We start from the raw sequence: 23,384 nt of genomic DNA on the forward strand, positions 1-23,384 counted from the left end.
AAGTGTTGGTTAGCACTTATATTTTAACGATTTGGGCTCAGGTTTTTTTATTTAAATTAAACTATGGGACAGCAGTGCACTTGAAGTCTCTTTTTTTATGTCTATAGATCTAAGAGATGATTAAGCACATTTTATCTGACGATCCTGCTGTGTCAGATGCCGCATTACCTGTTGAGCGGTCTTTTCAGGCTGCTCCAATGGGAACATATGCCCACCTTGCATAACTGAATGATCAATTTTATAAATCTTTTGCATGGCTTGAGGAAAACCCTGTTTATAAAATGGGCTATGATCTGCCGTCATTAAATGAATCGGTAGTTTTGGTGCTTTACGTGGCGTCCGCCACCACCATGCTGGTACAGTTTTAAAAATTTCCGCTTCAATTAATTTTGGAATCCGAAGCGTCACACCACCACGAACAGGATCAGCCTGTATACCCGAATCAAAAAAATCTTGGAAACACTGATCATCAAAATCTTTAAATAGCCAATTATTCCGCAATGCATCAAACGCCTGCTCTACGCTCAACCAATGATCTTTGCGTTTGAGTGTTAAACCCGAAGGGGTAAATTTATGAATGGCTTTGAGATTTAATTTTTGCACCAATTCAAACATAGCGGCACGCCGACCAATCACAAATGGCGGGTCCATAATAATTAATTGTGAAAACAAGTCTGGACGTTTATAGGCTGCCATTAAAGTAAGTAACGAACCAAAAGAATGTCCTAAGCCCACCACTTTTTGCTGCCCAAATTGCTGTTCAATGTCATCAATGACTTGATCAACCAAATATCGCCAATCGTTGGTAATTGGATAACGTGTATCCATACCAATCAATGGGATCGCTTTTACATCAAACTCAGCAGAGAAACCCGATAGGAACTTTTGGTAACTTGCTGCGGGTATACCATTGGCATGCGTGAAATGTATGGGCGTTTTCATCACTTTCGGTCAAATTAGAAATTTATGAACTTTAGCTTAGTGTAATTTTGCATATTTCCCTAGCCAAAAAAGAAAAACGCCATGACCCAAAAGTCAAACTCTTGATTATTTTTGCGAACCCACCATATTTTGATTGGGCAGAAATGTTGCACCACAAGTGGTCTTATCACCAGCAATGACGACTCCGCGCCCCATTACCGTGGTACTTTGGTCAGCAGCAATGGCAGCAACTGTCGCTTTACACTTTGGACAAAAATGCTTCATTCCATTTAAATGCACAGCGACTCCATTAATCACAAATGAAGGTTCACATTCAGCCACTACGCCGCCATGAGAAGTTTTACTGCCTAAAGTAATCAAAGACTTCATTGTTATTTTCTTCTGATGATCTGATAAAATTCGGTGCCATTTTATCGCATGATGAAGTCTCACTCCAGCAAAACAATATTATTCAAATTTTTGATTAAAAACGACATCTTAGGTCGCTACATCGATGATTTAACAGCTTAAAATATAAATAATTTAATTAGATCATTATTTATAGTGAAAAAAAATGACTCAACTTTTTATGATTATTGATTAAAGGATCGATAATGCAGTTAGAAAAATCTGAAGTTTTTGAAGAACACCCTATGGTCAGTGAAATCCGTAAAATTCTACTCCATGATTGGGATCCTATTGGAATTGGCCAAGTCGAAAGCATGGCAGATGAATATGACAGTTATTTATATGATTTATTGAGTTTAGCTGAACTGGAAACGTCTCAAATTGAAGATTATCGTGATGCGTTATTATTGATTGAACGTGACTTCATGTGCTTTGATGGTGATATAGCGAACTGTACTCAAGCAGCCGAAAGAATTTATGTATTGGTTCAAAAATACACTTGATGGAGGTTTTATCCATCTAATAATTTCTTTTAATTTATTAACCTTTTCATGCTTATACACTCAAGCCAATATATACCGAATGCAAAAGTAAATTTTGATAAAGCCATCCAAGAATTAAAGAATCGCAACTTCTTTTGGGCAATACAGATTCAACTGATTCATCAGCAAGAATTATTTTCCATCCAATAAAAAAGCACCTGAATGAAGGTGCTTTTTTATTTGCGATTTAAATCAAATGATTAAGGTTTAACTACCACCATAATTTGAATCGCTTCAGGTGTAACCGCCAGACCATCAAGAAGATTTAAGCCCTCTTGCTGGAATTTCTGTAAACGTAAAATTTCATCTTCACGAATACTTGGGTTGAATTGTTTAAGGTAAGTTAAACGATCAATTTCGTATTGCCATTTGCTGCCATATATTTCTTTAGCTTGTTGCTTAAATTGTGGCAATGCACCACGTGCAATTTCAAGTGCTTGTGCATAACGTTGCTCAATCACATCACGACGTGCTTTGACCACTTGGCGGCAGCTATTGCCATCCAAATGATGTAAATACGGACGTAAAATTTCAGGTGCAATTTTTTGCGATAAATCCTGACCTTTTTCGCTCAGTAAGACACGAACCAACTGTTGCGGCAAACTTGCAGGCAAGTTCAAGGCTTTTGGTGCAACCACATCGACCTTAAACCACACTTCCATCAACACAGAACCTTGTGGTAATGCAGCAGATTTCAACACTGCAACGTTGGTACTACCAAAGCTTTGTGTATTGATCATTTCCATCACACTTTCCGTGAATGGATGTTCTAGTGTTAAATACTGTGCATCTTCACGAATCTGAGCCTGATCGCGATAGAAAGTTGCGGTCATGCCTTCTTCATCAAGCGTCAAGCCTTGAACTTGCATTTGATCTGTTGGCTTGATGATCACTGTACCATTGCTTTGCTCATCAAAATCAATGTTAGTTGACGCCATAAAGCGCTTCATAAATATTGGCAATGTCGTGTTGTCATCATAGTCTTCAAGCGCAGTCACAATTTCTTGTGCCACAACAGGACGACATGAGTTGTACTCAAGCAAACGGTCACGACCCTCTTGAAGTTCAGCTTCTAAAGCTTCACGTTGAACACTTACTGCTTCAAGCAAATCTTCAAACACTTGACCTTTGTCTGCAAGCAAGCAATCTTTTAAATCAACAATAAAGTTTTCCTGCAACGTTTGCGCTGTCGGAGAAATATTACTGAAAATATTTAAGGCTTCGTTATACCAACGGAACATACGCTCTTGTGCAGTCCCAATCAGGTATGGCACATGAATTTGAATACGATTTTCTTGACCAATACGATCTAGACGACCAATACGCTGTTCAAGAACGTCTGGGTTTGCTGGTAAATCAAATAAGACTAAGTCAGAGGCAAACTGGAAGTTACGACCTTCAGAACCAATTTCTGAACATAACAAGATTTGTGCACCATACGACTCTTCTGCGAAATATGCCGCCGCTTGGTCACGCTCAAGTAAGCTCATCCCTTCATGGAACATCGCAGTACGAATACCGGCATGTAAACGAAGTACATTTTCCAGTGATTCAACCACTGGACCACTACGTGCAATCAGTAACACTTTTTTGTGTTTTAAATCTGTACGTAGACGCTCCATTAACCACATCACACGTGGGTCGCTTTCCATCCATGCGCCATCAAGTTGAGCTTCTTCAGGCCACATTTGTTCACGTAGCTTGCCATCCTTAGACCAGTTTTCTGGTGCTGGAAGTGGTGCTGGCTGGCAGTCACGACCTGGGAAGCCTTGAATGGCTTCACGCGTATTACGGAATAAAATACGACCTGTACCATGACGGTCTAACAATTCATGAATCGCACGGAACCGTTGTTCTGGATCATCACTGATACGATGTCCTAATAAACCTTCAAGTGCGACTAAATGCCCTTCTTCAAGTGGCATATCCGACATTAGCACTTCAGCAATTTTAGCCGTTTGATGATACTGTTCTTCTTCATCCAAGAAACGATCAAGTGAGCTGAAACGTTGTGGATCAAGCAAACGTAGGCGTGCAAAATGACTTTCTACACCCAATTGTTCAGGGGTTGCAGTGAGTAATAATACACCCGGTGTTTTTTCTGCCAGCTCTTCAACGAGGTCATAGCGGTCGTTACCGCCTTCTTCTTCAGACCACATTAAATGATGTGCTTCATCGACCACAAGGAGATCAAAACCGGCTTCAAGCGCTTGTTCACGCAAGTCGTCATGGTCAATCATCAAGTCGACACTGGCAATAATGCATTGCTCAGTCAGGAATGGATTTAAATCAGGATCGTGTTCTTTAATCGATGCAGTACGGGTTAAATCAAACAATGAGAATTGCAGATTGAAACGACGGCGCATTTCAATCATCCACTGATACTGCAACGAATCTGGGACAAGAATTAAAATACGTTCTGCACGACCAGTTTTTAGCTGTTGATGAATAATCAAGCCTGCTTCAATGGTTTTACCCAGGCCCACTTCATCGGCAAGTAAAACACGTGGTGCAAAACGCTTACCAACTTCATGGGCAATATAAAGTTGATGCGGAATCAGCCCCACACGCGAACCAACCAAGCCACGTAATGGGCTCGATTTCATATTGGCTTGTAGCAAAAGCGCTTCAATACGCAGGTCATACCATTCTTTATAGTCCACTTGGCTAGCAAGTAAACGGTCTAATGGTTTCGCTAACTGAATGCTCGCACCAATACGGGTTTCATTTAGCGATTTATGTTCTTCTGTACCATCGGCAAGTTTGCGCACCGCATTATAACGCACTACGCCGCCGCGGTCTTCAAGCGATTCAACGATCCAGATCTGACCTTCTTGATCTTGAACTTCATCATTTACATTGAAAATGATGCGAGATAAAGGTGCATTATGACGAGCATATACGCGTGTTTCATCACTTTTAGGGAATAATATGCTGACTGATCGTTCATCAACATCAATAAGAACACCTAAACCCAGTTCCGTTTCTGTATCTGATAACCAACGTTGACCAATAGCAAACTGCTGCAATTTTTCCACCTTTTTTCTCAAGTTAGGTTTGAAAATATTAAGCTCAAACTCTGACTGTTATTTGAGCAAAAATCCATACCTTTAAGCAATATATTTTGACATAAAGCCCACTAAAAAGTGAGCAAAAATCTTTGTGATTTAAATGATTTCCCTAAAACGGAACAGGACAATAGAACTCGACCATTTGTTCTGTTTCAGGATGAAGAAAACTCAAACGTTCCGCATGTAAACATAATCGTGGCATCAGCTGTTGTTGCTCTGGCGTTGCATACAAAGTATCACCCACAATCGGATGACCTAAATATTGCATATGAACACGAAGTTGATGTGAACGTCCAGTAATGGGGGTTAAAGCGACACGCGTGACTGGATTACCCTGAATTTCAAAATGTTCAGTGGCTTTCCAATGTGTCAGCGCGGGTTTGTTATGTGCAGGATCTGCAATATGTAACGGTGGGTGTGCTGGATCATACACCACAGGCACGTCGACTGTACCTTCACCTTCGAGTGTTCCTGCAACCAAAGCTTGATAAGTTTTCGAGGTTTGACGTTCTTGGAACTGTCGTGAAATACGGTTTTGCCCTTGACGGGAGAGTGCAAAAACCAAAATCCCCGAAGTATCTCGATCTAGACGATGAATCAATAACGTTTTAGGTTCAATTTCCAATAAACGATTGATAACACAATCTTGTAAATCTGCTGTTTTTCCCGGAACTGTGAGTAAACCTGCTGGTTTATGAATCACCATAAAGTCGGTGCCACGATGTATCAGGTGTTCGGTTAGAAAATTACTCAAAGTTCAATCCAGTCTGATCTCGAAAAACAAGGCGGCAATGATAAAAAGCTTAGCCAACAATTACAATGCACAAAACCCCTTTTCCCAAGGTATTTTCCGATTTAAGACAAAAATTTTCCCAATTCTCTGTCTTTATCAAGAACTGAGCAATTTTTCCAACAACGCTTTTAAACTTGCATCTGCTAAAAAGTCTTCATAACGAATATTTGCACCATTGGCACGCCATAATCCAATCAAGCTCACCATCGCCACAGAATCCAATCCATAGCTACGCAAATCTTGTAATGGGTCAATTTCCAAAGCGTCCATATTTAACTGCTCAGCAATGGCAAGTAGAATGCCTTTGGCCGAGATGATCAATTCTTTTGGCGCACTCAAACTCCATAAGCGTAGCATACTATAACTGTTCATGTGATGAAGGCCTTGAGTAGTGATGCTATCAACCCATTGAATATGTTGCTCTTGGCTGTTCAACATAATTGCATCATCCACCACACAAATTTGTTCAGTCACGCTGTGCAGATGGGGTAATATTTGTTTCAGCATCGGCGTGATTTGTCCGGCAAAAATTAATTGTGGATGAGCCGTTGCATATTCTCCAAGTTGTTGCATCCCTTGCAGTAAATCATCTCCATATAAATCGACAATTGGAATTTCCAAGGCTTTGGCTTTATTGGTGAGCTGAATCAAATGTTCCATTAAAGCCGTGTCTTGTATACCGTCTTGTATACGTAAATTTTGCAAGCCAACCAGCACCAATACCGACTGGGTTGAGGACAGCTGCCATTTAGCTTGAGATAGAGCAAATTGGATTTTTTTAGGCATGGGATAAAACATGGGAGACTCTTTTAAATTCAGCAACAGATACAAATTGATGTGAATATTTTAGTGCATCATTTGTGTAATACAGCAGATGATTAATGGTGGAGTATTGATTAAATGATGGCTATACCATATATGGCCGAGTTTTATTTAAACGGCAATGTAGATGAAATTTTCTGATTAAATCGAATATCATGAAGTATCGAAAAAAGGCATAGTGCTATTAGTATAACGATTGAAAAGACATCTCTCGTAATCAAAAACACGATGCAAAACCCTATCATCAGACTGCATTTAATTAACTGTTTTTTATAAATTTTATAGGAAACAAAGAGACCGAATAAAATAGTAATCGCAATAAAACACTCATGCGGTAAAAATACAATCAGCCAAACACTCATTTGTATGAGATCAAATTGATCTAATACACGTTTCGACTGCTTAAAATTAAGAAAAATAAGATAGATAAATAATGGAAGAACAAACCATAAGGGAGGCATGAAAATAATGAAAGGAAGACCAAAGATACATAAAAAAATTGAACACACTCCCAATAAATAACGGAATACGGGTAAATAGTTCTCTTTATTATTTTTTCTGAAAATTGGTCGCATTTAAGTTAACTCTAATTCTAAAGATTAAATTTTAAAAAACCTAAAATTAAGAAGATACACGTTATACAAACTTTTGGAGCCAGACATTCTAAAATTTTATAACGTGAAGCTTTAAAAAAATACAAAAAAGCAAATGGTAAAATTAACCAAATTGCGCCAAAAACTTTTCAATTGCGATCTGAGCAATTTCAGCATCCTGAAAAGACTTCACACCGGACACCCCCATCGCACCGACTAACTGTCCTTGGTACATAATTGGTTCACACCTTCAAGCATGCCTGAAAAAGTCTGCATGCTGAGGAAACCCATTTGACCGCCTTTAATAATATAGCTAAATTCTAAAAATATCAGCACGTAAAAATAGCTGTAAAATTCCATTCTTTAAGGTCTTTGGTGTACTGAAGAGTTAAGTAATCAGCTATATCTTCAAATAATTTAGAGGGACGACGGCTCACCGCAGAACATTTGGCTTTTTCTAAACATAGGTTTGCTGTCATTGGCGATGCTCCATCCATACGCTTCATGGCAAGTAAACCTCCAGACTCATCCACCACAGCAATACTGACATTAAACTGCTGACTTAAGGCATATTGATAAGCTTGCTCTAAAAGAAATTCTGCATCAGCCAAAGTTAAATAATGCTTGATTTTCATATTATTCCTTTCCACAAAAAAAGCCCGAACGTATTCGGGCTTAGTCTAATGTAAATTTTACAAATTAGGCTTTCATTTCTGCAAAAGTTTCTTTCGCCATTTCAATGGTAAAGGCAATATCTTCATCGCTATGTGCGCTTGAAAAGAAACCAGCTTCAAATGCTGATGGTGCAAGGTTTACGCCACGTTGCAGCATGCCATGGAAGAATGTACGGAAAGCATCTACATCACATTTCAAAATTGAATCAAAACCCGTAATTTCAGTTTGATCTGTAAAATATAGACCAAACATGCCACCGACTTGTTGAGTACGGAAAGGAATCCCTACTTCATCCGCAGCAGCTTGCAATCCTGTCAGTAAAGTTTCAAGTTTAGTGGTTAAAGCCTCATAGAAACCTGGTTGACGTAGATGTTTAAACATCTCAATACCCGCACGCATTGCCAGTGGATTACCCGACAATGTCCCTGCTTGATACACTTTACCTAAAGGTGCGATGCATTCCATGATTTCACGTTTACCACCAAATGCACCCACAGGTAAGCCTGCACCGATAATTTTACCCAGTGTCGTTAAATCAGGTTTAACATCATAGTGTGCCTGCGCGCCACCAAGATCAACGCGGAAACCAGTCATTACTTCATCAATAATAAAGACAGAACCGTGTTCATCACAGACATCACGAATAGCTTGAAGAAAACCATTCATTGGTTTTACCAAGTTCATGTTACCTGCTACAGGCTCAACAATAACCCCTGCAATTTCAGAACCGAATTTCGCAAAGCATTCTTTTAGCATCGCAATATCGTTATACGGTAGCGTTAAAGTATGTTTAGCAAAATCTGCCGGTACACCCGCTGAAGTTGCCTCACCTTCTCCGCTGGTTAACAAACCTGAACCAGCTTTAACTAAAAGTGAATCTGAATGACCATGGTAACAGCCTTCAAATTTTACGATTTTGTCACGACCAGTATAACCACGTGCAAGACGAATCGCCGTCATCGTAGCTTCAGTACCTGAGTTGGTCATACGTACCAATTCAATCGACGGCATGATTTCACAAATAATGTCCGCCAACGTGGTTTCATGCACAGTGGGCGCACCAAAACTTAAACCATCAACGGCAGCTTCTTGCACGGCTTTAATAATATCAGGCTGTGCATGGCCTAAAATCATTGGGCCCCATGAACCCACATAGTCAACATAGCGCTTACCGTCTACGTCATATAAATAAGCACCTTGAGCTTTTTCAATAAAAACAGGTGTACCACCGACACCGTTGAACGCACGTACAGGTGAGTTCACACCACCAGGAATATGCTTACTGGCTTGTTTAAACAGTTGTTCTTGCTTTGGAGATAAGCTCATGAATGCTCTCAACTTAAAAAATAATTCAAATTTAAATATTTATGCAACTTCATTAAAAAGTGCGGACCATTCATCTAAACGTTCAGGAATGGTATGCATGGGACGTCCTAATATATCACTTATCACCGCACAATAATCGGCGCCGGACTCAATCACAATTTTTGAATTTTCAACAGTTAACCCACCAATCGCACAAATAGGCACATTTAACTTTTGTTTTGCCAGTTTTAACGTTTCCAAACCAATGTTGCCTGCTTCGGGTTTGGTGTCTGTCGCGTAGATCGCACCGAATGCAACATAATTTGCGCCATCTGCAATCGCTCGTTCAGCAAGTTCTAAGGAATTATTACAACTCCGGCCAATCAGTACATTTTTAGGTAGGCGTGCAACAGCATCTACAATCGAGCCATCATCTTGCCCGAGATGCACACCAACGCCATATTTTACTGCCATTTCAAGATCATCATTTATCACAAACGGCACACGATATGCAGTACACATATCTTTCATATATTCCACTTCGTAAATTTGATCTTCTTTAGCAACTTTTTTACGTCGATATTGCAATACAGCAATACCGCCATTCGCCATCGCACCTTCTAACTTTGCCAATAGGAGTTCCAATGAATCATCATTGGTAATGAGGTATAAACCACGCATAATTCAGTCACGTCTTAAAAACTTTGAATGATTATAACGTTTAGGCTTATAAATTGTTGAGTTCTACCTACGATAAACACATGAACTGCTTATAAATTTTATAAACTATTTTTAAACGCGGTTAAAAACCACGACACGTATAAAATATTTGAAAAATAGAGGAAAAATACCTAGTTTTGGGTATATCACGAAAACTATACAAATTATTTAATATGACCATATAAGAACAACAAAAACGCAGCATATAACAACTACATAATAATAAAACGCCATAAAACCTTAATCAGAGGTGATCTGATTAGACTTTTTGGTGCTCGGTAAGAAACGTTTGGGGAACGTTCAGAGCATCAAAAAGTCTACTTAATTTTTATCAATGAGAGAGTTTTTATTTTGTATAAAAAAAGCCTAGAGAAGGTCACTCTAGGCTCGGAAAACTGGAGGTTTAATTGCAACACCGTCCGTCAACTTCGTCTGCATTAAACATTAAGTTAATTATTAGACTAATAACTCTAAATTTGCAAGGTTTTTACTAAAAAATAAAATATAAAAGTTTGGTTAATTTAACCGTTTGATTAATAATTAGTTAACTATCAATTTTATCTAAACCACGATCTGTTAAGCTTAAGTTACCCTTCACAATATCTGCCAACATACACCAATCTGAAATAAAGCTATAAAGTGGTTGTTTAAAACTGGCCGGTTTATTTTTTTCGAACATAAAATGCCCCACCCACGCACAAGCATAACCCGACACTAAACCATACGCAAAATAACGTGGTTTTCTTTTAAAAATGGCTTTAGCAAAAAAATACAAACCAATGCTACTGCCCGTTGCATGCAAACGACGGCTCATAATATTTCGGTGTTCAGTTAAATAAAATCGATAAAAAGTCGGATAATCATGAATCGGAAGTTGAAATTCGGGTTGCTGCTCGTGTTCAAATTTTGGTTGTATTTGTGCATTCATTCGGTTCATCCTGAACTATTTTTTATCAACATAGCTTAAATATTCGACATTTTAAAGTCCCTTTTCCTCACATTGAGTACTCAACTTTTTAATCCTCAATTTCTCATTCTATTTTTGGATGAAATAACAAACTTTTAGGCCAAAATACATTTATTAAATTTCAATTTCTTGTTTCGTCAAGTCTTACATCTTCGGGCTTTTTAGTTACAATCGTCACTCCATAAATTGAACAATATTTTGCGCCAGTTTTAGATTTACCCTTTCTTTCATAAAAATTGAAGCTCTATCCCTTCATGCCTTTGCATGAAATTGTGACATCAGGACAATAAATCATGGTTGAAGTTGAATTAAAATTTCAGATTCCAGAAGCACGTCGTACTGCTTTACTCAAAGCAATCGACCCTAAAAAATCGGAACAAATTCAACTCAAGGCTAAATACTTTGATACACCAGACCGACAGATGGCCGAAAAGCGCGCTGCCCTGCGTCAACGCCTTGAAGGTACGCGTTGGATTCAAACACTGAAAGCCGCAGGAAAAAGTCATATTGAACGTTTTGAACACAATATTGATTTGGGTGAATCAGAACAAGCACCTCCGCTCGATTTAGCAGTTTACACCACATTTCCTGAAGCACAGGTAATACTCACCAGTACCTTAGGTGATCAGCAAGATCAACTTAAACTGCTATTTGAAACTGATATTTTGCGCACTTACCGTGTTATTCAATTTGAAGATGCTGAGATTGAAGTTAGTCTTGATGTAGGCCACATACGTACCGAAAACTCACAATGTGAAGTACATGAAGTTGAATTTGAACTGAAAAGTGGTTCAATCCAATCCTTACTGGCTTTTAGTTTTGAGTGGGTGAAAAAATACCATTTATGGCTAGATGTCCGGAGTAAGGCCGAAATCGGCAATTTATTGGCTTTAGGACAGGCAGTAAGTCCTGCAACGGAAGCCAAAGAATTTCAGCTCAGTAAAAAAGATCCTGCAAACAAAAATCTACGTATACTGATTGCTCAACACATGCAGCATCTTTTGCCGAATATTGCTGTAATTTCTGCGGGCGTTGCCGAAGCTGAACATATTGTCGAAGCACAAAAAGCATTGCATCATCTGCAATTATCGATTTCCTTATTTAAAGATTGGAATAGCGATATTGTGGAAAAATGGGCCATGCAATTGGGTGCATTTAAACAGCAATTTGAACAATTGCATCACTTTGAACACATGCAAAATACTTTAGGTGCTTTCCTACAAAACCCCACCACCTCTGAAAATTTAACCAAAGATATTTTGTATGCCAAAGAAAAACTCGGCAACTTGGTGAAATCGACGCAGAACGTGCATCATTATTTAGAATTGCTGATGTTCAGCCTCAATCCTGAAGATGCACCGCAGCAACACGACTTTAAATGGTATGCACAAACCACCTTGCAAAACCAATATAAAGCTTTGCAAGAAGCATTAAATGACGCCGATATTCGTAATTTTGAAAGCTTAGATACGTTGTCAACTCGTATTCAAGAACTGAAATTTAGCTTCCCTATTTTGACTTCGATCTATGATGTTAAAAACTTACAGAAGTACAGCAAAGCCTTGAATGATGCACAACTAGCTGCACAGGAATACCAAGTGCTCTCATCCTCCGCACAATATATTCAACAAACTGAGCTTGAAGCTAGTGACTGGTTTGTGCTCGGCTGGCTCACGGCAAAACAAGAGGTTTATGCAGAAAGACTGTTAGAAGCCACTGAACAATTCTTGGTCAGTCGTAAACTGATTAAATAAAACATTCAATTTTTTCAGGGGGATAATCGTTATCCCCTTTGAGCTCAATAACAAATACACCCTTCTATTTTTAAGCCTTAAAAAATAATATCCACATTACTCAAGCCAAGTTCATATAAACCCTAAACTTTGAAATATTTTGAGAAGCTATTTTTTTGTTTTATACCTAAAAACTTTTAAAATATGGTATCGGAAAAATATAATTCAGGATGATTTTATGATGAATAATCACATACCTGCTTTTCTTTCACTGCGATATTTTCTGTCAGTATTTGCCTGTATATCTGCACTACTGTTGACAGCCTGTAGTGAGCAGCACAAACCTGTGCAAAGCACAGAATTAAGACGAACTACTTCTAGCCAGATTGAAAATCCTCCAACCTACAAAACGATGCAAAACTCAGAGATTACTCAACACACCTTTAAAGTATTAAAAAATAACCCCGATGATTATGGTGAAGAGTCATATCAGATCAAAACTACTGAAGGTAATTTAAGTATTTATAGCTTGAACCTGAATGCGCAACAAGGGAAACAACTTGCGAGCGTGAAGGCAGGTGAATGTCTAACCCTATACAGTCAAAGTGATAATTTTATCCCTATTGAGGATTATATCAGCGTGATGGAACTCGGTGAAATTAAAATTCACCCCTGTAAATAATTCAGAGTTCTACATCATTCATGGAATGTTCGAAGGCTAAATTGGAAGGTTTTCCTGCAACTTTAGCCTTTATCGTTTTATTTCACTGAATGCAAGTCAGTCTTGTTCAAACCATTTCATTCAGGCCTTAACGATATTTTCCGAAAATTTTCCAAGTATCGTTATCACCCAGTGGATCACTATAACTATCGCTACGTGCCTTTCTTGGTTTATCGCGTGCATCAACCAATTGAAAATCATTTTCCACGCTCAGTACAATGCCATTAACATAAAACCGCGTGCGCGTATAATCACTTTCACCATGTTGAAAAACATAGGTTCTTAAATCAATAAATTCACGGTGAGCCACCAAAGCAGCCGTATCATCACTATCCAACCAGTGTCGCATCGCTTGAATTTGTTCAGGTTCAAATTGACCGCACTTTTCAACCAGACTGGCAATCCCACGAAAAGTCTTAGATTCTTTAGCACGAGTTTTATTGATACGAATACGATCTACATGAAAATAAAACAGCGGCAGATTCAGATGACTTGGCAAATGCACCACATCCAGCACTTCATCTTCCATAAAAGGCTGAAACAAGTCTTGCGCGCGCTCAATGAGTCCTGTCCACTGCGCATAATAGTCAGCCACTTCGGATTTTGTGCCGTAATAAATCGGTAACCCTTCCACATTGGCCAAATTCGCAGGAGGCCAAATATTTTGCCTGAGTAGCGCAATATCACTTTTTAAACTTTGTACCGCAATTGCATCTTGCATGGACTGTTCCAAATTTATGCTTAGGCTATTTTTAGATTAAGTCAAAGGTTTAGTTTCTGCAAGGCTTTGCCTATAATACGGAATTAGATTTTTTATGTTAGGACTGATTCATGGTTCAAAAGATTGAAGCTACTGATGTAACCGAAGAAGAAGCGTTAAATGCTGCTTTCTTTGAACGTGCTGATGAATTTATTAAACAAGCCAATGAATTTTGTCGTGTCGAAAAAGGCTCAGCGGTTAAACCTGCGGAAATGCGCGGTCAAGTGAGTGCTGCAATGTTGTTTGGTACTGCTCGCTTCAACACCTGGGTTGCAGCCAACGGTTTCAAAGACGGCAATGAAATGCGTGAAGCTAAAGACCAAGTGATGTCTTATATTCTTCAGCAATTCCAAATGATGCTTGAAGATAATTATGATGAATACTGTGAACAGTTCGAAAATTACTTGCGCTTCCGTCACAACGAAGAGTTTCATGCCAATAAGCATGACCACGACCATAAGCATTAATTAAAGCCCTTCGGGGCTTTTTTTTGGGGAACTTTTATTCAGCCTTTCTTTAATTTAATATTTCTGTCATAACAGTCGGTGTGTATTTCATCGAATATTGAAATGCGGTGACTCTTTTATTCAACAAATACAATAATCACCTAATAAACATATGGATATAGTTCAAGGATAGTCATGCAGAAATTCGATTTTGCCATCGTCGATTCACACATCCACCAATGGGACCCATACAATACCCCGCATGCGGCTTCACTCGCGGTGAAACTTCTCGGCAAGCACCCCTATTTGCTCGATAAGCTCCTGCGCATGGTTAAACCACAGGAGTTGCTCGATACCGTTGGTTTAACGACACATGTCACTTCACCCTATTTACCCGAAAATTATAAACAGGATGCAGGTAATTATGCGGTCGAACAGATTGTCCATATTGAAGCCAGCTGGCATGACCACAAAGGTAAAGGTGTAGTCGGTGAAACACGATTTATTGAGTCTCTGCCGTTTAATGAACAAACGGTAAAACTGGGTGGCATTGTTGGCACGGCTGACCCATGCGACAGTAATTTTAAGAAAATTCTAAAACTGCATAAACAAGCCTCTCCTCACTTTCGTGGTATTCGTAGAATGGCTGCTGTGCATGAAGATCCTAAAATTCATGCATGGGCCAATGAACCGCATTTATATACCAACAAAAAATTCATGAAAGGTTTTGAAGCACTGGCGCAAATGAATTTGAGTTTTGATGCTTGGGTCTATTCAGACCAAATACGTGATGTCACAGCTTTAGCTAGAGCCTTTCCTGAAACGTCTATCGTACTCGACCACTTTGGCACACCTGTTGGCGCATTTGGTGCAGTGGGTTCGCATACAGGCTTAACCCAAACTTCTCGCGATAACATCATCTTTCGCTGGCAAGACGATCTTGCTGAACTTGCCAGCTGCCCAAATGTTTATACCAAAATGTCTGGTTTATTTATGCCAGTATTGGGACATCAATTTCATAAACAGAAAAAATTAGCTTCTAAACAAGAAGTATTTGACTGTTCTCAGCCCTTGATTACTCATGCATTACAATGCTTCGGCAAATACCGCGTGATGTTTGGGTCGAATTTTCCAATGGATAGTGTCAGTACCACGCTGGTCAATATTATTGATGCATTTTCAGATGCTGTGGCTAGTTATGATCCCAATGCACTGCAACTGGTATTCCAGCAAAATGCACGTCAGTTTTATCGACTCTAAGTTTTTTTAAAACTGCATCATAAAAAATCCTCCAATTATGGAGGATTTTTTATCTCGGTTTTTATTTCAACGATTTCGAGCTTGCTTTCTGTACTTGCCCATATTGATCGGACATGACTTCAACCAAATGATCTAACTGGATGTATTTTCGCATCACTGCATCAATATCAGCTTTGGTTAATGTGGCAATGCTCTGATCACGTTTTTCACGGTAATTTAAATCACGACCTTTTTCCAGTTGTGGAATCAATAGACTATGAATATAACGATCATCTTCCAAAACGGTTAAACGTTTTTTCAAAATATTGGCTTTCGCAGCTTCAACTTCTTGTTCCGTCACACCATTTTTCAATAAGTTGTCTAAAACTTGATGTACGGCTTGAGAAACTTGCGCCGACTTCCCTGCAGTATAATTCGCGCCAATACTCAGTACGCCTGAATTTTCCCATTCATCAAAATCAACATTGGCACTAAAACCATACACCAGCGCATTTTTTTCACGCAACTCTTGTGCAAGTCGAGAAGACAACTGAGAGTCACCTAAAATATGGCGGAATACTTGTAATGCAGGCGAATCGACATGTTCTACCCCAACAGGAAATGTCATTACCGCTTGATAATTACCAAATTCACGCTGCTCAGATAAAGCATGAACTTTTTGTGCAGGGTATGAGGTAAATTGTGAATCTAGGCGTTGATATGGTTCTTGGGTTTTCCAATCCGAAAATTCATTTTTCAGCAATTTTTGGATTTGTTTTGCATCAAAATCACCGGTCACCGCAATTTGCGCATGTTGGGTTTTAAAGAATTTCTGATACAACTGCTGCACTTGATCACGCGTTGCTGCATTTAATTGCTGTTTAGTCAGTTCGGGTTCAAAATGATACCGAAGATCACCCGGTTGATAGATTTCAACCAAACGCGACAAAGTCAGCGCTGAAACCGTATCTGGCTCAGTATAAGGACGGTCCAAGCTCGACAAACTTTGTGATTTAATCAGATCAAATTGTGACTGTTCAAATGCAGGTGCTTTCACCACGTCAATCACGTATTTCAAAAATTCAGCAAATTTTTCCTTACGTGCCACAATATTAATGGTCAAACCATTGCCATTGGCACTCACGCTTGCACCACCACCAACATCAATAATTTTATCTGCGATTTGCTGCAAACTTTGATCTTTTGAAGCGCGGAACATTAAGTAAGCCGTTAAGTCTAGCAGCTCACCTTTATTCATTAAGCTTTCTGCAGTACCAAAATCAAGCGCAATGGTGGCATAGGTTTTATCATCACGCGTTTGTGTTGGGAAAAGTGCATATTGAATGCCATTTTTAAATTTTCCACGTTGAATCAACTTTTCTTTTTGATTCAGATATTGTTTTGATTCACCAACATATTGTTTTACTTCGGCACGATACACACTGGCATCTTTTAACGGCTCTTCTTCAGGAGTTTGCTGCGCTAAAGTTGCAGTCGGTTTCTTGGCTTCCGCTTGTTGCTGAGCTTTCTTTTGGTCTTCTGGCGTTGGCAGAATATTACCCACCACCCGATGCTCAGGCGTAAAGAACTCTTTATACACCTTATTTAAATCAGCAACATTCATTTTCTGTATTTTATCTAAATCATGAAAATACTGCGTCCAATCTCCATTATAAGCCACGGTATAATCACTTAAACGACCACCCAAAGCAGCGGCATTATTTTTAATATTATCTGCCATGTTTCGTGTCAAACTTTTTACACGGTTCAACTCAATCTCATCAAAATGTTTCGATTGCTCTACCCCTTGATTCAAGCTTTCAAACACTTTTTTGGCGTCCTGACCAGGCCCATAAATTGCGCCCATAAAGACCAAATTAAAATCTTTATCTAACCATGTCGATGCTTGCACCGCGGTTGCTGTGCCGGTTTCCACGATACTTTGATACAAATGGCCACTCGGCTGTAAGGTGTATAAAGTCGGCGACACCGCCAAAGCCGGTTTGATCGCTTCATTTGCACCATTTAAGTAAATATTAAACTTAGCCAAATCACTGCCTTTATGCACAGTAAATTCACGTTGTTTAATTTTTGAAGAATCCAATTGTGGTACTTGAGGCTGTGCTGGAATTTGTCGTGATACAAGAGGACTGAATTGACTGTCAATTTGTTTTAAAACTGCGGCTTTATCAAATTTACCCGAAATCACCATCACCGCATTATTGGGTGCGTACCAAGTGCGGTAAAACTGATTGAGCTCCTTCATATTAATGGACTGAAGCTCTTTTAAATCGCCAATCGGCAAGCGGCCTAAATGCTGATTGCCATAAGCAGCCTTCCAAACTTGATCAATCAAAACAGAAAATGGTTGATCTAAACGGATTTCACGCTCACGTTTCACAATATCAATTTCTGTTGGTACAAATTTTTCTTGGAGCACCAACTTATCCATACGCTCTGCTTCAAGATGCAACACTTGATCAATGGCAGACTGCTCAGGACGAATCACATTGGTATATTTGGTCGAATAATAATCGGTACTGGCATTGGTCATCAGTGTGAACTGGTCTAAACGACGCTGAAATTCATCACCTTTAATATTTTCTGTGCCTTTAAATGCCAAATGTTCTAATAAATGCGCTAAACCACCCTTACCTTCAGGATCATTCAACGAACCGGTAAAATACACCGTATTCATAAATACTTTACTTTCTTTATTATTTTGCGCCAAAATCACGCGAAAGCCGTTATCTAATTTATATTCTTCAATGGCTTGCTCAGTTTTAACCAAAATGGGTTGTGCAAAAAGAGAAGTACTTAAACCTACAAAAAACAGTGAAAGCGTGAGTTGTCTAATACGCATGTAATTCAGTTATCCTATATTTATTGCATCGAAAATTTTCTGAACTTCGATGATTATCGTCCTTGATTCTATGCGTACACGTTATTGATTGATAGTTACTTTTTATTAAAAACATGCTGCTTTTTTCAACAGCATGTTATTTGTGAGTTTGAATTAAAGATAAATTTCAGCCTGCATGTACAAGCAAGCATAGCCTGAAATCTGAATGCGATTATTTTCTTGCATCAAGCAATGTAACTCACCGCCGCGTGCTGATGCTTGATAAGCTAAGATTTCTGACTTATTTAATTTTTCCGCCCAAATGGGCACGATACCAGTATGAATTGAGCCAGTGACTGGATCTTCATCAATACCACTGCCCGGTGCAAAATAACGGGAAATACAATCATATTGAGCCCCCTGAGCAGTAATCGCGACATCGATCATACTCCCCGGTGCTGTAATCGCCGTACGTATTTTTCCAAGGTGCTTCAAGATTGCAAAATTTGGCTGCTCCTCCAAAACCTGCTGTGCGGTTTCATATTCCACAATATAGGCTTGAGCATTCAAATAGACATTTTTAAAAGGTTGCGTCAGTGCTTGAGTTAACTCTTCAGGATATTCAGTCACCAGCTCTGCCTTACGCACTGGAAAATTCATTAAAATTTTTCCATCCTCAGCTTGCTGTACAGTAAAAATTCCTAGATTTTTGACATGAAATTGAATCAATTTTTCTTGGGTATAAAACTCGAATAAGACAAAACTACTGGCTAAAGTTGCATGTCCGCAAAAATCAACTTCGGTAGTTGGAGTAAACCAGCGTATTTCATAATTCGCTTCATCGATTTTTTTCACAAATGCCGTTTCGGACAAATTATTTTCCAACGCGATGTTTTGCATCAGGTTTTCATCCAACCATTCATCCACTACGAGAACTGCCGCCGGATTACCTTTAAATAATACTTGGGTAAAAGCATCAACCTGATACATCTTCATTTTGGTAACTCCTAAATTTGTCATTTAAATTAAAGGCTTTGGAAATCATTTTTAGCGTTATATGCTATGCCATATATCTTTACATCATTCATCTTTTTTTGATGACTTTATAAGGGAAATATTTTGAAAACCCATATTCGCCCCGTTCCTCTCGACAAATCTTACCGCCTACTCAACCATGGCCCAACAGTTTTAGTATCTGCTCAGGATGCACATTCCACAGGTGTAATGACAGCAGCATGGGCCTGTGCCTTAGAGCTCACTCCAGCCAAAGTGACGGTGGTGTTAGATAAGACCACCAAAACTCGTGAAATTATTGAAAATTCAGGCCTTTTTGCACTACAAGTCCCAACACTCAAACAACTGAAAATGGTCTATGCGCTCGGCATGATCAGCCAACGTGATGCACCTGAAAAGCTACGCCAATGTGGTGTAGAACTATTTAAGTTTAATCTTTCCGATATACCTGTAGTTGATGGCTGTTCAGCATGGATACTCTGCAAATTAATTCCAGAACCGCATAATCAACAAACACATGACTTATTTATCGGTGAAGTGATTGCTGCCTATGCCGATGAACGTGTTTTTCGTGATGGACATTGGTTCTATCAAGATGTTGCAGACGAATGGAAAAGCCTACATCACATTGCTGGTGGGCATTTTTATACCATCGGAAATGCCGTCTCTATTGCAGACCTGACTGACTAACTTAAATTTAATGCCTATCTTTTAGACATTTTTAAGACATTGATATTTATTTTAACCATCACAGCGAAATCAGTTCAATTGGGTAAATTTTCACTCACCCGTATGGGCTGATTTCATGCTAACTTAGACTTAATCTTTAAACTCAGAATGAATGGATATGACGTTTAAAATACACACATTGGATGTTAAAAATAACCTGCAAAATTACATCTGGCTGCTGGAACATACCGCCAGCCATGATGTCGTGGCCATCGATCCCACCGAAGCAGGTTTGGTTGAAGCTTATTGCCAAGAGCATGGTTTAAAGCTTGCGCAAATTTGGCTGACCCATTGGCATAAAGATCATGTCGGTGGCGTCCCTGAACTGATTCAATCACGTAATATTCCAGTTTATGGTCCGCGCAATGAATTAAGCCGTATTCCATGGGTGAACTACCCGCTCGACAATGACAGTCATTTTGAATTTCACGGCTTAGATGTTGAGGTGACCGAAACCGCTGGGCATACCCTTGGTCATCTCATCTATTTCATTGATGAAATAAAAACGCTGTTTTGTGGTGATGTGCTTTTTGCCATGGGGTGTGGTCGTGTATTTGAAGGTACATTTCAGCAAATGTACAATTCACTCTCGCGTATTGCAGCCTTTCCTGCTGACACCAAAGTGTATTGTACGCATGAATATACCCTTTCAAATGCACAATTCGCTCGCCATGTCGAACCAGACAATCTTGCAATTCAGCAACGTTTTGATGAAGTTGAATCACTACGTATGCTTGGTCAATGCACCCTTCCCACTACGATTGCACTCGAACTTGAAACCAATCCGTTTCTACGTGCTGAAAGCGTAGAGGAATTTCAACGCCTACGTGAGTTGAAGGATAATTTTTAATGTGTTCCAACAGATCATTGCGTAAATCATTTACGTAATGATCTCACTAAAATGCAAAATGCAAAATGCAAAATGCAAAATGCAAAAGAATTATAAAATTTGATGAGTTGCTACAAATGCATCAAGTTCAGTTTGAGTCACCACCCTCACCGCCTGCATTTCATCAATCCTCACCAGCAAAAGCCCACCTAAAGCAGGTTGATATCGTCTTGCGCTTCCGAATGGCGTGTAAACCACTTGTGATTGCTCAGCAAAGACCAACCAATCTTCATGCCCTAACATCACCGCTACAGGTATTTTTCCTTGCTGCTGCATGAGTTCAATTTGCACTTTCACATATTGCTCAATGGTCTGCATATCATCCATTCATTCTTGGGTATTAATCCCTCATTCTAGCCCAGTTCAAAATTAATGATTTATATTTAAATCTACTCAGCTTAGAGAAAAACCACACTTTTAAAATGCCGCATATTGAATTGTGGAATCATTCAAACTTTGATACTGAACTTGCATATCTTCAAAGGCATCGGCAAAACCAAGCAAAGACTGTTCATGATACTGTGTAGCATGATTTATGTCTGATTGAAATCGTGTTTTGACTACAGAGCCAGTTCTAAACTGTTCAATGATACTTCCCGCATCGCGATACAGCCCTTCACGTGCTTGCACCACATTATTTTGATCGACTCGAAGTGAAGAAATTGAGTTTTTTAAATGATTAGAACCAATATTAATACTGTAATCATCATTTAAACGCATCACCGTAATATGATGTTTTTGCATAAAACAGACTTTGGTCTTGTCTTGCGCCTGAAATTCACACTGAATATGCCAACTTGCGCGCCCCACCATCGCCCTATTTATTCCTATATTTACATCAGAAGTTTGTGGAGAGGTGAATTGCTCAATCAATTCATTTAATGAGTCTTTTTGCATCGTCGCTGCAAATGTAGCTGTACAACAGTAAGAAAAAAGTAAAACCCCAAAATATTTTAAAACAAAATTATTAAACATTCGTATGTGATTAAAATAAAAAACAAGGCAGTATAATCCGTAAAATTTAAGTTATATGACAATTTAAGTATTTAATTTTTAAATATATTTAATATCTCACATTAATTTTACAAAGTGACTTTTAGTTCACTTTTCATCTAAAAACCAACCCGATTTTAAAGCGATTTATTTTAGTCAATTAAAAATTATCCATTGAAATATTAATCACCCAAAATACTGATTATTTTCGCTCAACTTCATGAACTTACTGAATACTTCATTATGAGTGAAATTTGATCAAAATATTCATATTTGCTTACACTAAGTATAGATTCTTATAAAACATAGACTTATCTGTAATTAGTCGATTTACACCTCGACTATCTGTTTATTTATTCATCAAAATTTCATATTTTATTTAAAAGTTAGTTTTTTACCCTTTAAAAAATATTTTAACACCCCTATTTAATATCTTAATGGTTGATAAGGAGTTCGCTCGTGAAAAAAGTGGTTAAAGCAAAAAATTTAGTTGCCTTTCGTCTCTGGTTAGAAAAATTAGGCTATTCCGTTCGTACTCTAGCGGATAACCGTGGTTTTACGTTTAGTTTTAAGAAAGAATATGGTCTTGTAACTGTCGATCTTTCAGGAAATGCTTTGGCCATGCAATTGGGTGAAGAGTTTGAGGATCATTTAAAAGCCTAATCGTCGGTTTAAATACAACGAGTCAAATGCTGCTCAAACAATTATAATAAATAGCTTAACTCCGCTCTATTCACATATTTTTGAAAGCCTGCTTTGTCGGGCTTTTTTTATTTTTGATTCATTTTATCTAATTTATTTTAGGCAATAAAAAAGCAAGGTAAATACCTTGCCTAATCTAATGGTGGGGACGGAGAGACTCGAACTCTCACACCTCGCGGCGCTGGAACCTAAATCCAGTGCGTCTACCAATTTCGCCACGTCCCCAACTTGGGCTGCTGACCTAAGTCAGACTTTTCATCTTAAGTTTTAAAACTGTTGTTACCACTTAATAAATTCAATGGTGGGGACGGAGAGACTCGAACTCTCACACCTCGCGGCGCTGGAACCTAAATCCAGTGCGTCTACCAATTTCGCCACGTCCCCAACAGGGTTGCTGACTAAGTCAGACTTTCTTTTAAAACTTGGCAGAGGATCAAGGACTCGAACCTTGACGAACGGTTTTGGAGACCGTCATGCTACCATTACACCAATCCTCTAT

At 38.8% G+C, this 23,384-nt stretch carries 21 protein-coding genes, 3 tRNA genes and 1 pseudogene; 8 read left to right on the forward strand and 17 right to left on the reverse strand.

Annotated elements, in window-relative coordinates:
- Positions 1–120 precede the first annotated feature (120 nt).
- On the reverse strand, positions 121–942 hold the full coding sequence (locus ACN6OV_RS11855) for an alpha/beta fold hydrolase (protein WP_427953194.1): 822 nt from the start codon (positions 940–942) through the stop codon (positions 121–123).
- 105 nt (positions 943–1,047) lie between these two features.
- The gene (locus tag ACN6OV_RS11860; RefSeq protein ID WP_427953197.1) at positions 1,048–1,311 is read right to left on the reverse strand and encodes a PAAR domain-containing protein; all 264 of its coding nucleotides are present in this window, start codon (positions 1,309–1,311) and stop codon (positions 1,048–1,050) included.
- A 224-nt stretch (positions 1,312–1,535) separates the two neighbouring features.
- On the opposite strand from ACN6OV_RS11860, the gene ACN6OV_RS11865 reads away from it, so the two are divergent.
- On the forward strand, positions 1,536–1,832 hold the full coding sequence (locus tag ACN6OV_RS11865; RefSeq protein ID WP_427953199.1) for a hypothetical protein: 297 nt from the start codon (positions 1,536–1,538) through the stop codon (positions 1,830–1,832).
- A gap of 239 nt (positions 1,833–2,071) precedes the next feature.
- Here ACN6OV_RS11865 and rapA read toward each other — a convergent pair whose 3' ends face one another.
- The 7 genes and pseudogenes from rapA to ACN6OV_RS11900 form a co-directional block, all read right to left on the reverse strand.
- Positions 2,072–4,909: an RNA polymerase-associated protein RapA gene (gene rapA, locus ACN6OV_RS11870; RefSeq protein WP_427953201.1), complete on the reverse strand. Its 2,838-nt coding sequence runs from the start codon at positions 4,907–4,909 to the stop codon at positions 2,072–2,074.
- Between the two features lie 142 nt (positions 4,910–5,051).
- Entirely contained in the window at positions 5,052–5,696 is a 645-nt protein-coding gene (locus ACN6OV_RS11875; RefSeq protein WP_427953203.1) for an RluA family pseudouridine synthase, read from the reverse strand.
- Positions 5,697–5,831: 135 nt separating this feature from the next.
- Positions 5,832–6,533 carry a phosphopantetheine-binding protein gene (locus tag ACN6OV_RS11880; protein ID WP_427953205.1) on the reverse strand — a complete coding sequence of 234 codons (702 nt, stop codon included), beginning with the start codon at positions 6,531–6,533 and terminating at the stop codon, positions 5,832–5,834.
- A 741-nt stretch (positions 6,534–7,274) separates the two neighbouring features.
- Positions 7,275–7,785: pseudogene (locus ACN6OV_RS11885) on the reverse strand (GlcG/HbpS family heme-binding protein).
- Positions 7,786–7,849: 64 nt separating this feature from the next.
- Entirely contained in the window at positions 7,850–9,151 is a 1,302-nt protein-coding gene (gene hemL, locus ACN6OV_RS11890; protein WP_427953207.1) for a glutamate-1-semialdehyde 2,1-aminomutase, read from the reverse strand.
- Between the two features lie 39 nt (positions 9,152–9,190).
- Entirely contained in the window at positions 9,191–9,811 is a 621-nt protein-coding gene (gene thiE / locus ACN6OV_RS11895; protein WP_427953209.1) for a thiamine phosphate synthase, read from the reverse strand.
- A 583-nt stretch (positions 9,812–10,394) separates the two neighbouring features.
- The gene (locus ACN6OV_RS11900; RefSeq protein WP_427953211.1) at positions 10,395–10,778 is read right to left on the reverse strand and encodes an Mpo1-like protein; all 384 of its coding nucleotides are present in this window, start codon (positions 10,776–10,778) and stop codon (positions 10,395–10,397) included.
- Positions 10,779–11,110: 332 nt separating this feature from the next.
- Between ACN6OV_RS11900 and ACN6OV_RS11905 the strand changes: the two genes are divergently transcribed.
- Together ACN6OV_RS11905 and ACN6OV_RS11910 are read left to right on the forward strand one after the other, a co-directional pair.
- Complete coding sequence (locus ACN6OV_RS11905) at positions 11,111–12,571, forward strand: inorganic triphosphatase (protein ID WP_427953213.1); 1,461 nt, start codon at positions 11,111–11,113, stop codon at positions 12,569–12,571.
- A 217-nt stretch (positions 12,572–12,788) separates the two neighbouring features.
- Positions 12,789–13,232 carry a hypothetical protein gene (locus tag ACN6OV_RS11910; RefSeq protein WP_427953215.1) on the forward strand — a complete coding sequence of 148 codons (444 nt, stop codon included), beginning with the start codon at positions 12,789–12,791 and terminating at the stop codon, positions 13,230–13,232.
- A gap of 127 nt (positions 13,233–13,359) precedes the next feature.
- Here ACN6OV_RS11910 and ACN6OV_RS11915 read toward each other — a convergent pair whose 3' ends face one another.
- A complete protein-coding gene (locus tag ACN6OV_RS11915) occupies positions 13,360–13,992 on the reverse strand; it encodes a hypothetical protein (RefSeq protein WP_427953217.1) in 633 nt (210 codons plus the stop codon).
- Between the two features lie 110 nt (positions 13,993–14,102).
- Here ACN6OV_RS11915 and ACN6OV_RS11920 point away from each other — a divergent pair, with 110 nt between their 5' ends.
- Positions 14,103–14,498, forward strand: coding sequence for a DUF3144 domain-containing protein (locus tag ACN6OV_RS11920; RefSeq protein WP_427953219.1), 396 nt, complete (start codon positions 14,103–14,105; stop codon positions 14,496–14,498).
- Between the two features lie 174 nt (positions 14,499–14,672).
- A complete protein-coding gene (locus ACN6OV_RS11925; RefSeq protein ID WP_427953221.1) occupies positions 14,673–15,737 on the forward strand; it encodes an amidohydrolase family protein in 1,065 nt (354 codons plus the stop codon).
- Positions 15,738–15,798: 61 nt separating this feature from the next.
- Here ACN6OV_RS11925 and ACN6OV_RS11930 read toward each other — a convergent pair whose 3' ends face one another.
- Both ACN6OV_RS11930 and ACN6OV_RS11935 read right to left on the reverse strand, forming a co-directional pair.
- The gene (locus ACN6OV_RS11930; RefSeq protein ID WP_427953223.1) at positions 15,799–18,579 is read right to left on the reverse strand and encodes a M16 family metallopeptidase; all 2,781 of its coding nucleotides are present in this window, start codon (positions 18,577–18,579) and stop codon (positions 15,799–15,801) included.
- A 153-nt stretch (positions 18,580–18,732) separates the two neighbouring features.
- Positions 18,733–19,554, reverse strand: a complete 822-nt coding sequence (locus ACN6OV_RS11935) for a PhzF family phenazine biosynthesis protein (protein WP_427953225.1) — start codon at positions 19,552–19,554, stop codon at positions 18,733–18,735.
- A gap of 123 nt (positions 19,555–19,677) precedes the next feature.
- On the opposite strand from ACN6OV_RS11935, the gene ACN6OV_RS11940 reads away from it, so the two are divergent.
- Together ACN6OV_RS11940 and gloB are read left to right on the forward strand one after the other, a co-directional pair.
- Complete coding sequence (locus ACN6OV_RS11940; RefSeq protein WP_427953227.1) at positions 19,678–20,262, forward strand: flavin reductase family protein; 585 nt, start codon at positions 19,678–19,680, stop codon at positions 20,260–20,262.
- A gap of 157 nt (positions 20,263–20,419) precedes the next feature.
- Positions 20,420–21,151, forward strand: coding sequence for a hydroxyacylglutathione hydrolase (gene gloB, locus ACN6OV_RS11945; protein ID WP_427953229.1), 732 nt, complete (start codon positions 20,420–20,422; stop codon positions 21,149–21,151).
- Positions 21,152–21,241: 90 nt separating this feature from the next.
- Here the strand turns inward: gloB and ACN6OV_RS11950 are convergent, their stop codons facing one another.
- Positions 21,242–21,508, reverse strand: coding sequence for a hypothetical protein (locus ACN6OV_RS11950; RefSeq protein ID WP_427953232.1), 267 nt, complete (start codon positions 21,506–21,508; stop codon positions 21,242–21,244).
- A gap of 99 nt (positions 21,509–21,607) precedes the next feature.
- Positions 21,608–22,087 carry a hypothetical protein gene (locus ACN6OV_RS11955; RefSeq protein WP_427953230.1) on the reverse strand — a complete coding sequence of 160 codons (480 nt, stop codon included), beginning with the start codon at positions 22,085–22,087 and terminating at the stop codon, positions 21,608–21,610.
- A gap of 555 nt (positions 22,088–22,642) precedes the next feature.
- Here ACN6OV_RS11955 and ACN6OV_RS11960 point away from each other — a divergent pair.
- Positions 22,643–22,846 (forward strand): hypothetical protein, encoded by a 204-nt coding sequence (locus ACN6OV_RS11960; RefSeq protein WP_078188846.1) that lies wholly within the window; start codon positions 22,643–22,645, stop codon positions 22,844–22,846.
- A 179-nt stretch (positions 22,847–23,025) separates the two neighbouring features.
- On the opposite strand, the gene ACN6OV_RS11965 is transcribed toward ACN6OV_RS11960, so the two are convergent.
- The 3 genes from ACN6OV_RS11965 to ACN6OV_RS11975 form a co-directional block, all read right to left on the reverse strand.
- A tRNA-Leu gene (locus ACN6OV_RS11965) sits at positions 23,026–23,110 on the reverse strand.
- A 74-nt stretch (positions 23,111–23,184) separates the two neighbouring features.
- Positions 23,185–23,269 (reverse strand) — tRNA-Leu (locus ACN6OV_RS11970).
- A 39-nt stretch (positions 23,270–23,308) separates the two neighbouring features.
- Positions 23,309–23,382, reverse strand: a tRNA-Trp gene (locus ACN6OV_RS11975).
- Positions 23,383–23,384 lie beyond the last annotated feature (2 nt).

Origin of the sequence: Acinetobacter sp., assembly GCF_050285345.1 — a bacterium.
Taxonomy (GTDB): domain Bacteria; phylum Pseudomonadota; class Gammaproteobacteria; order Pseudomonadales; family Moraxellaceae; genus Acinetobacter.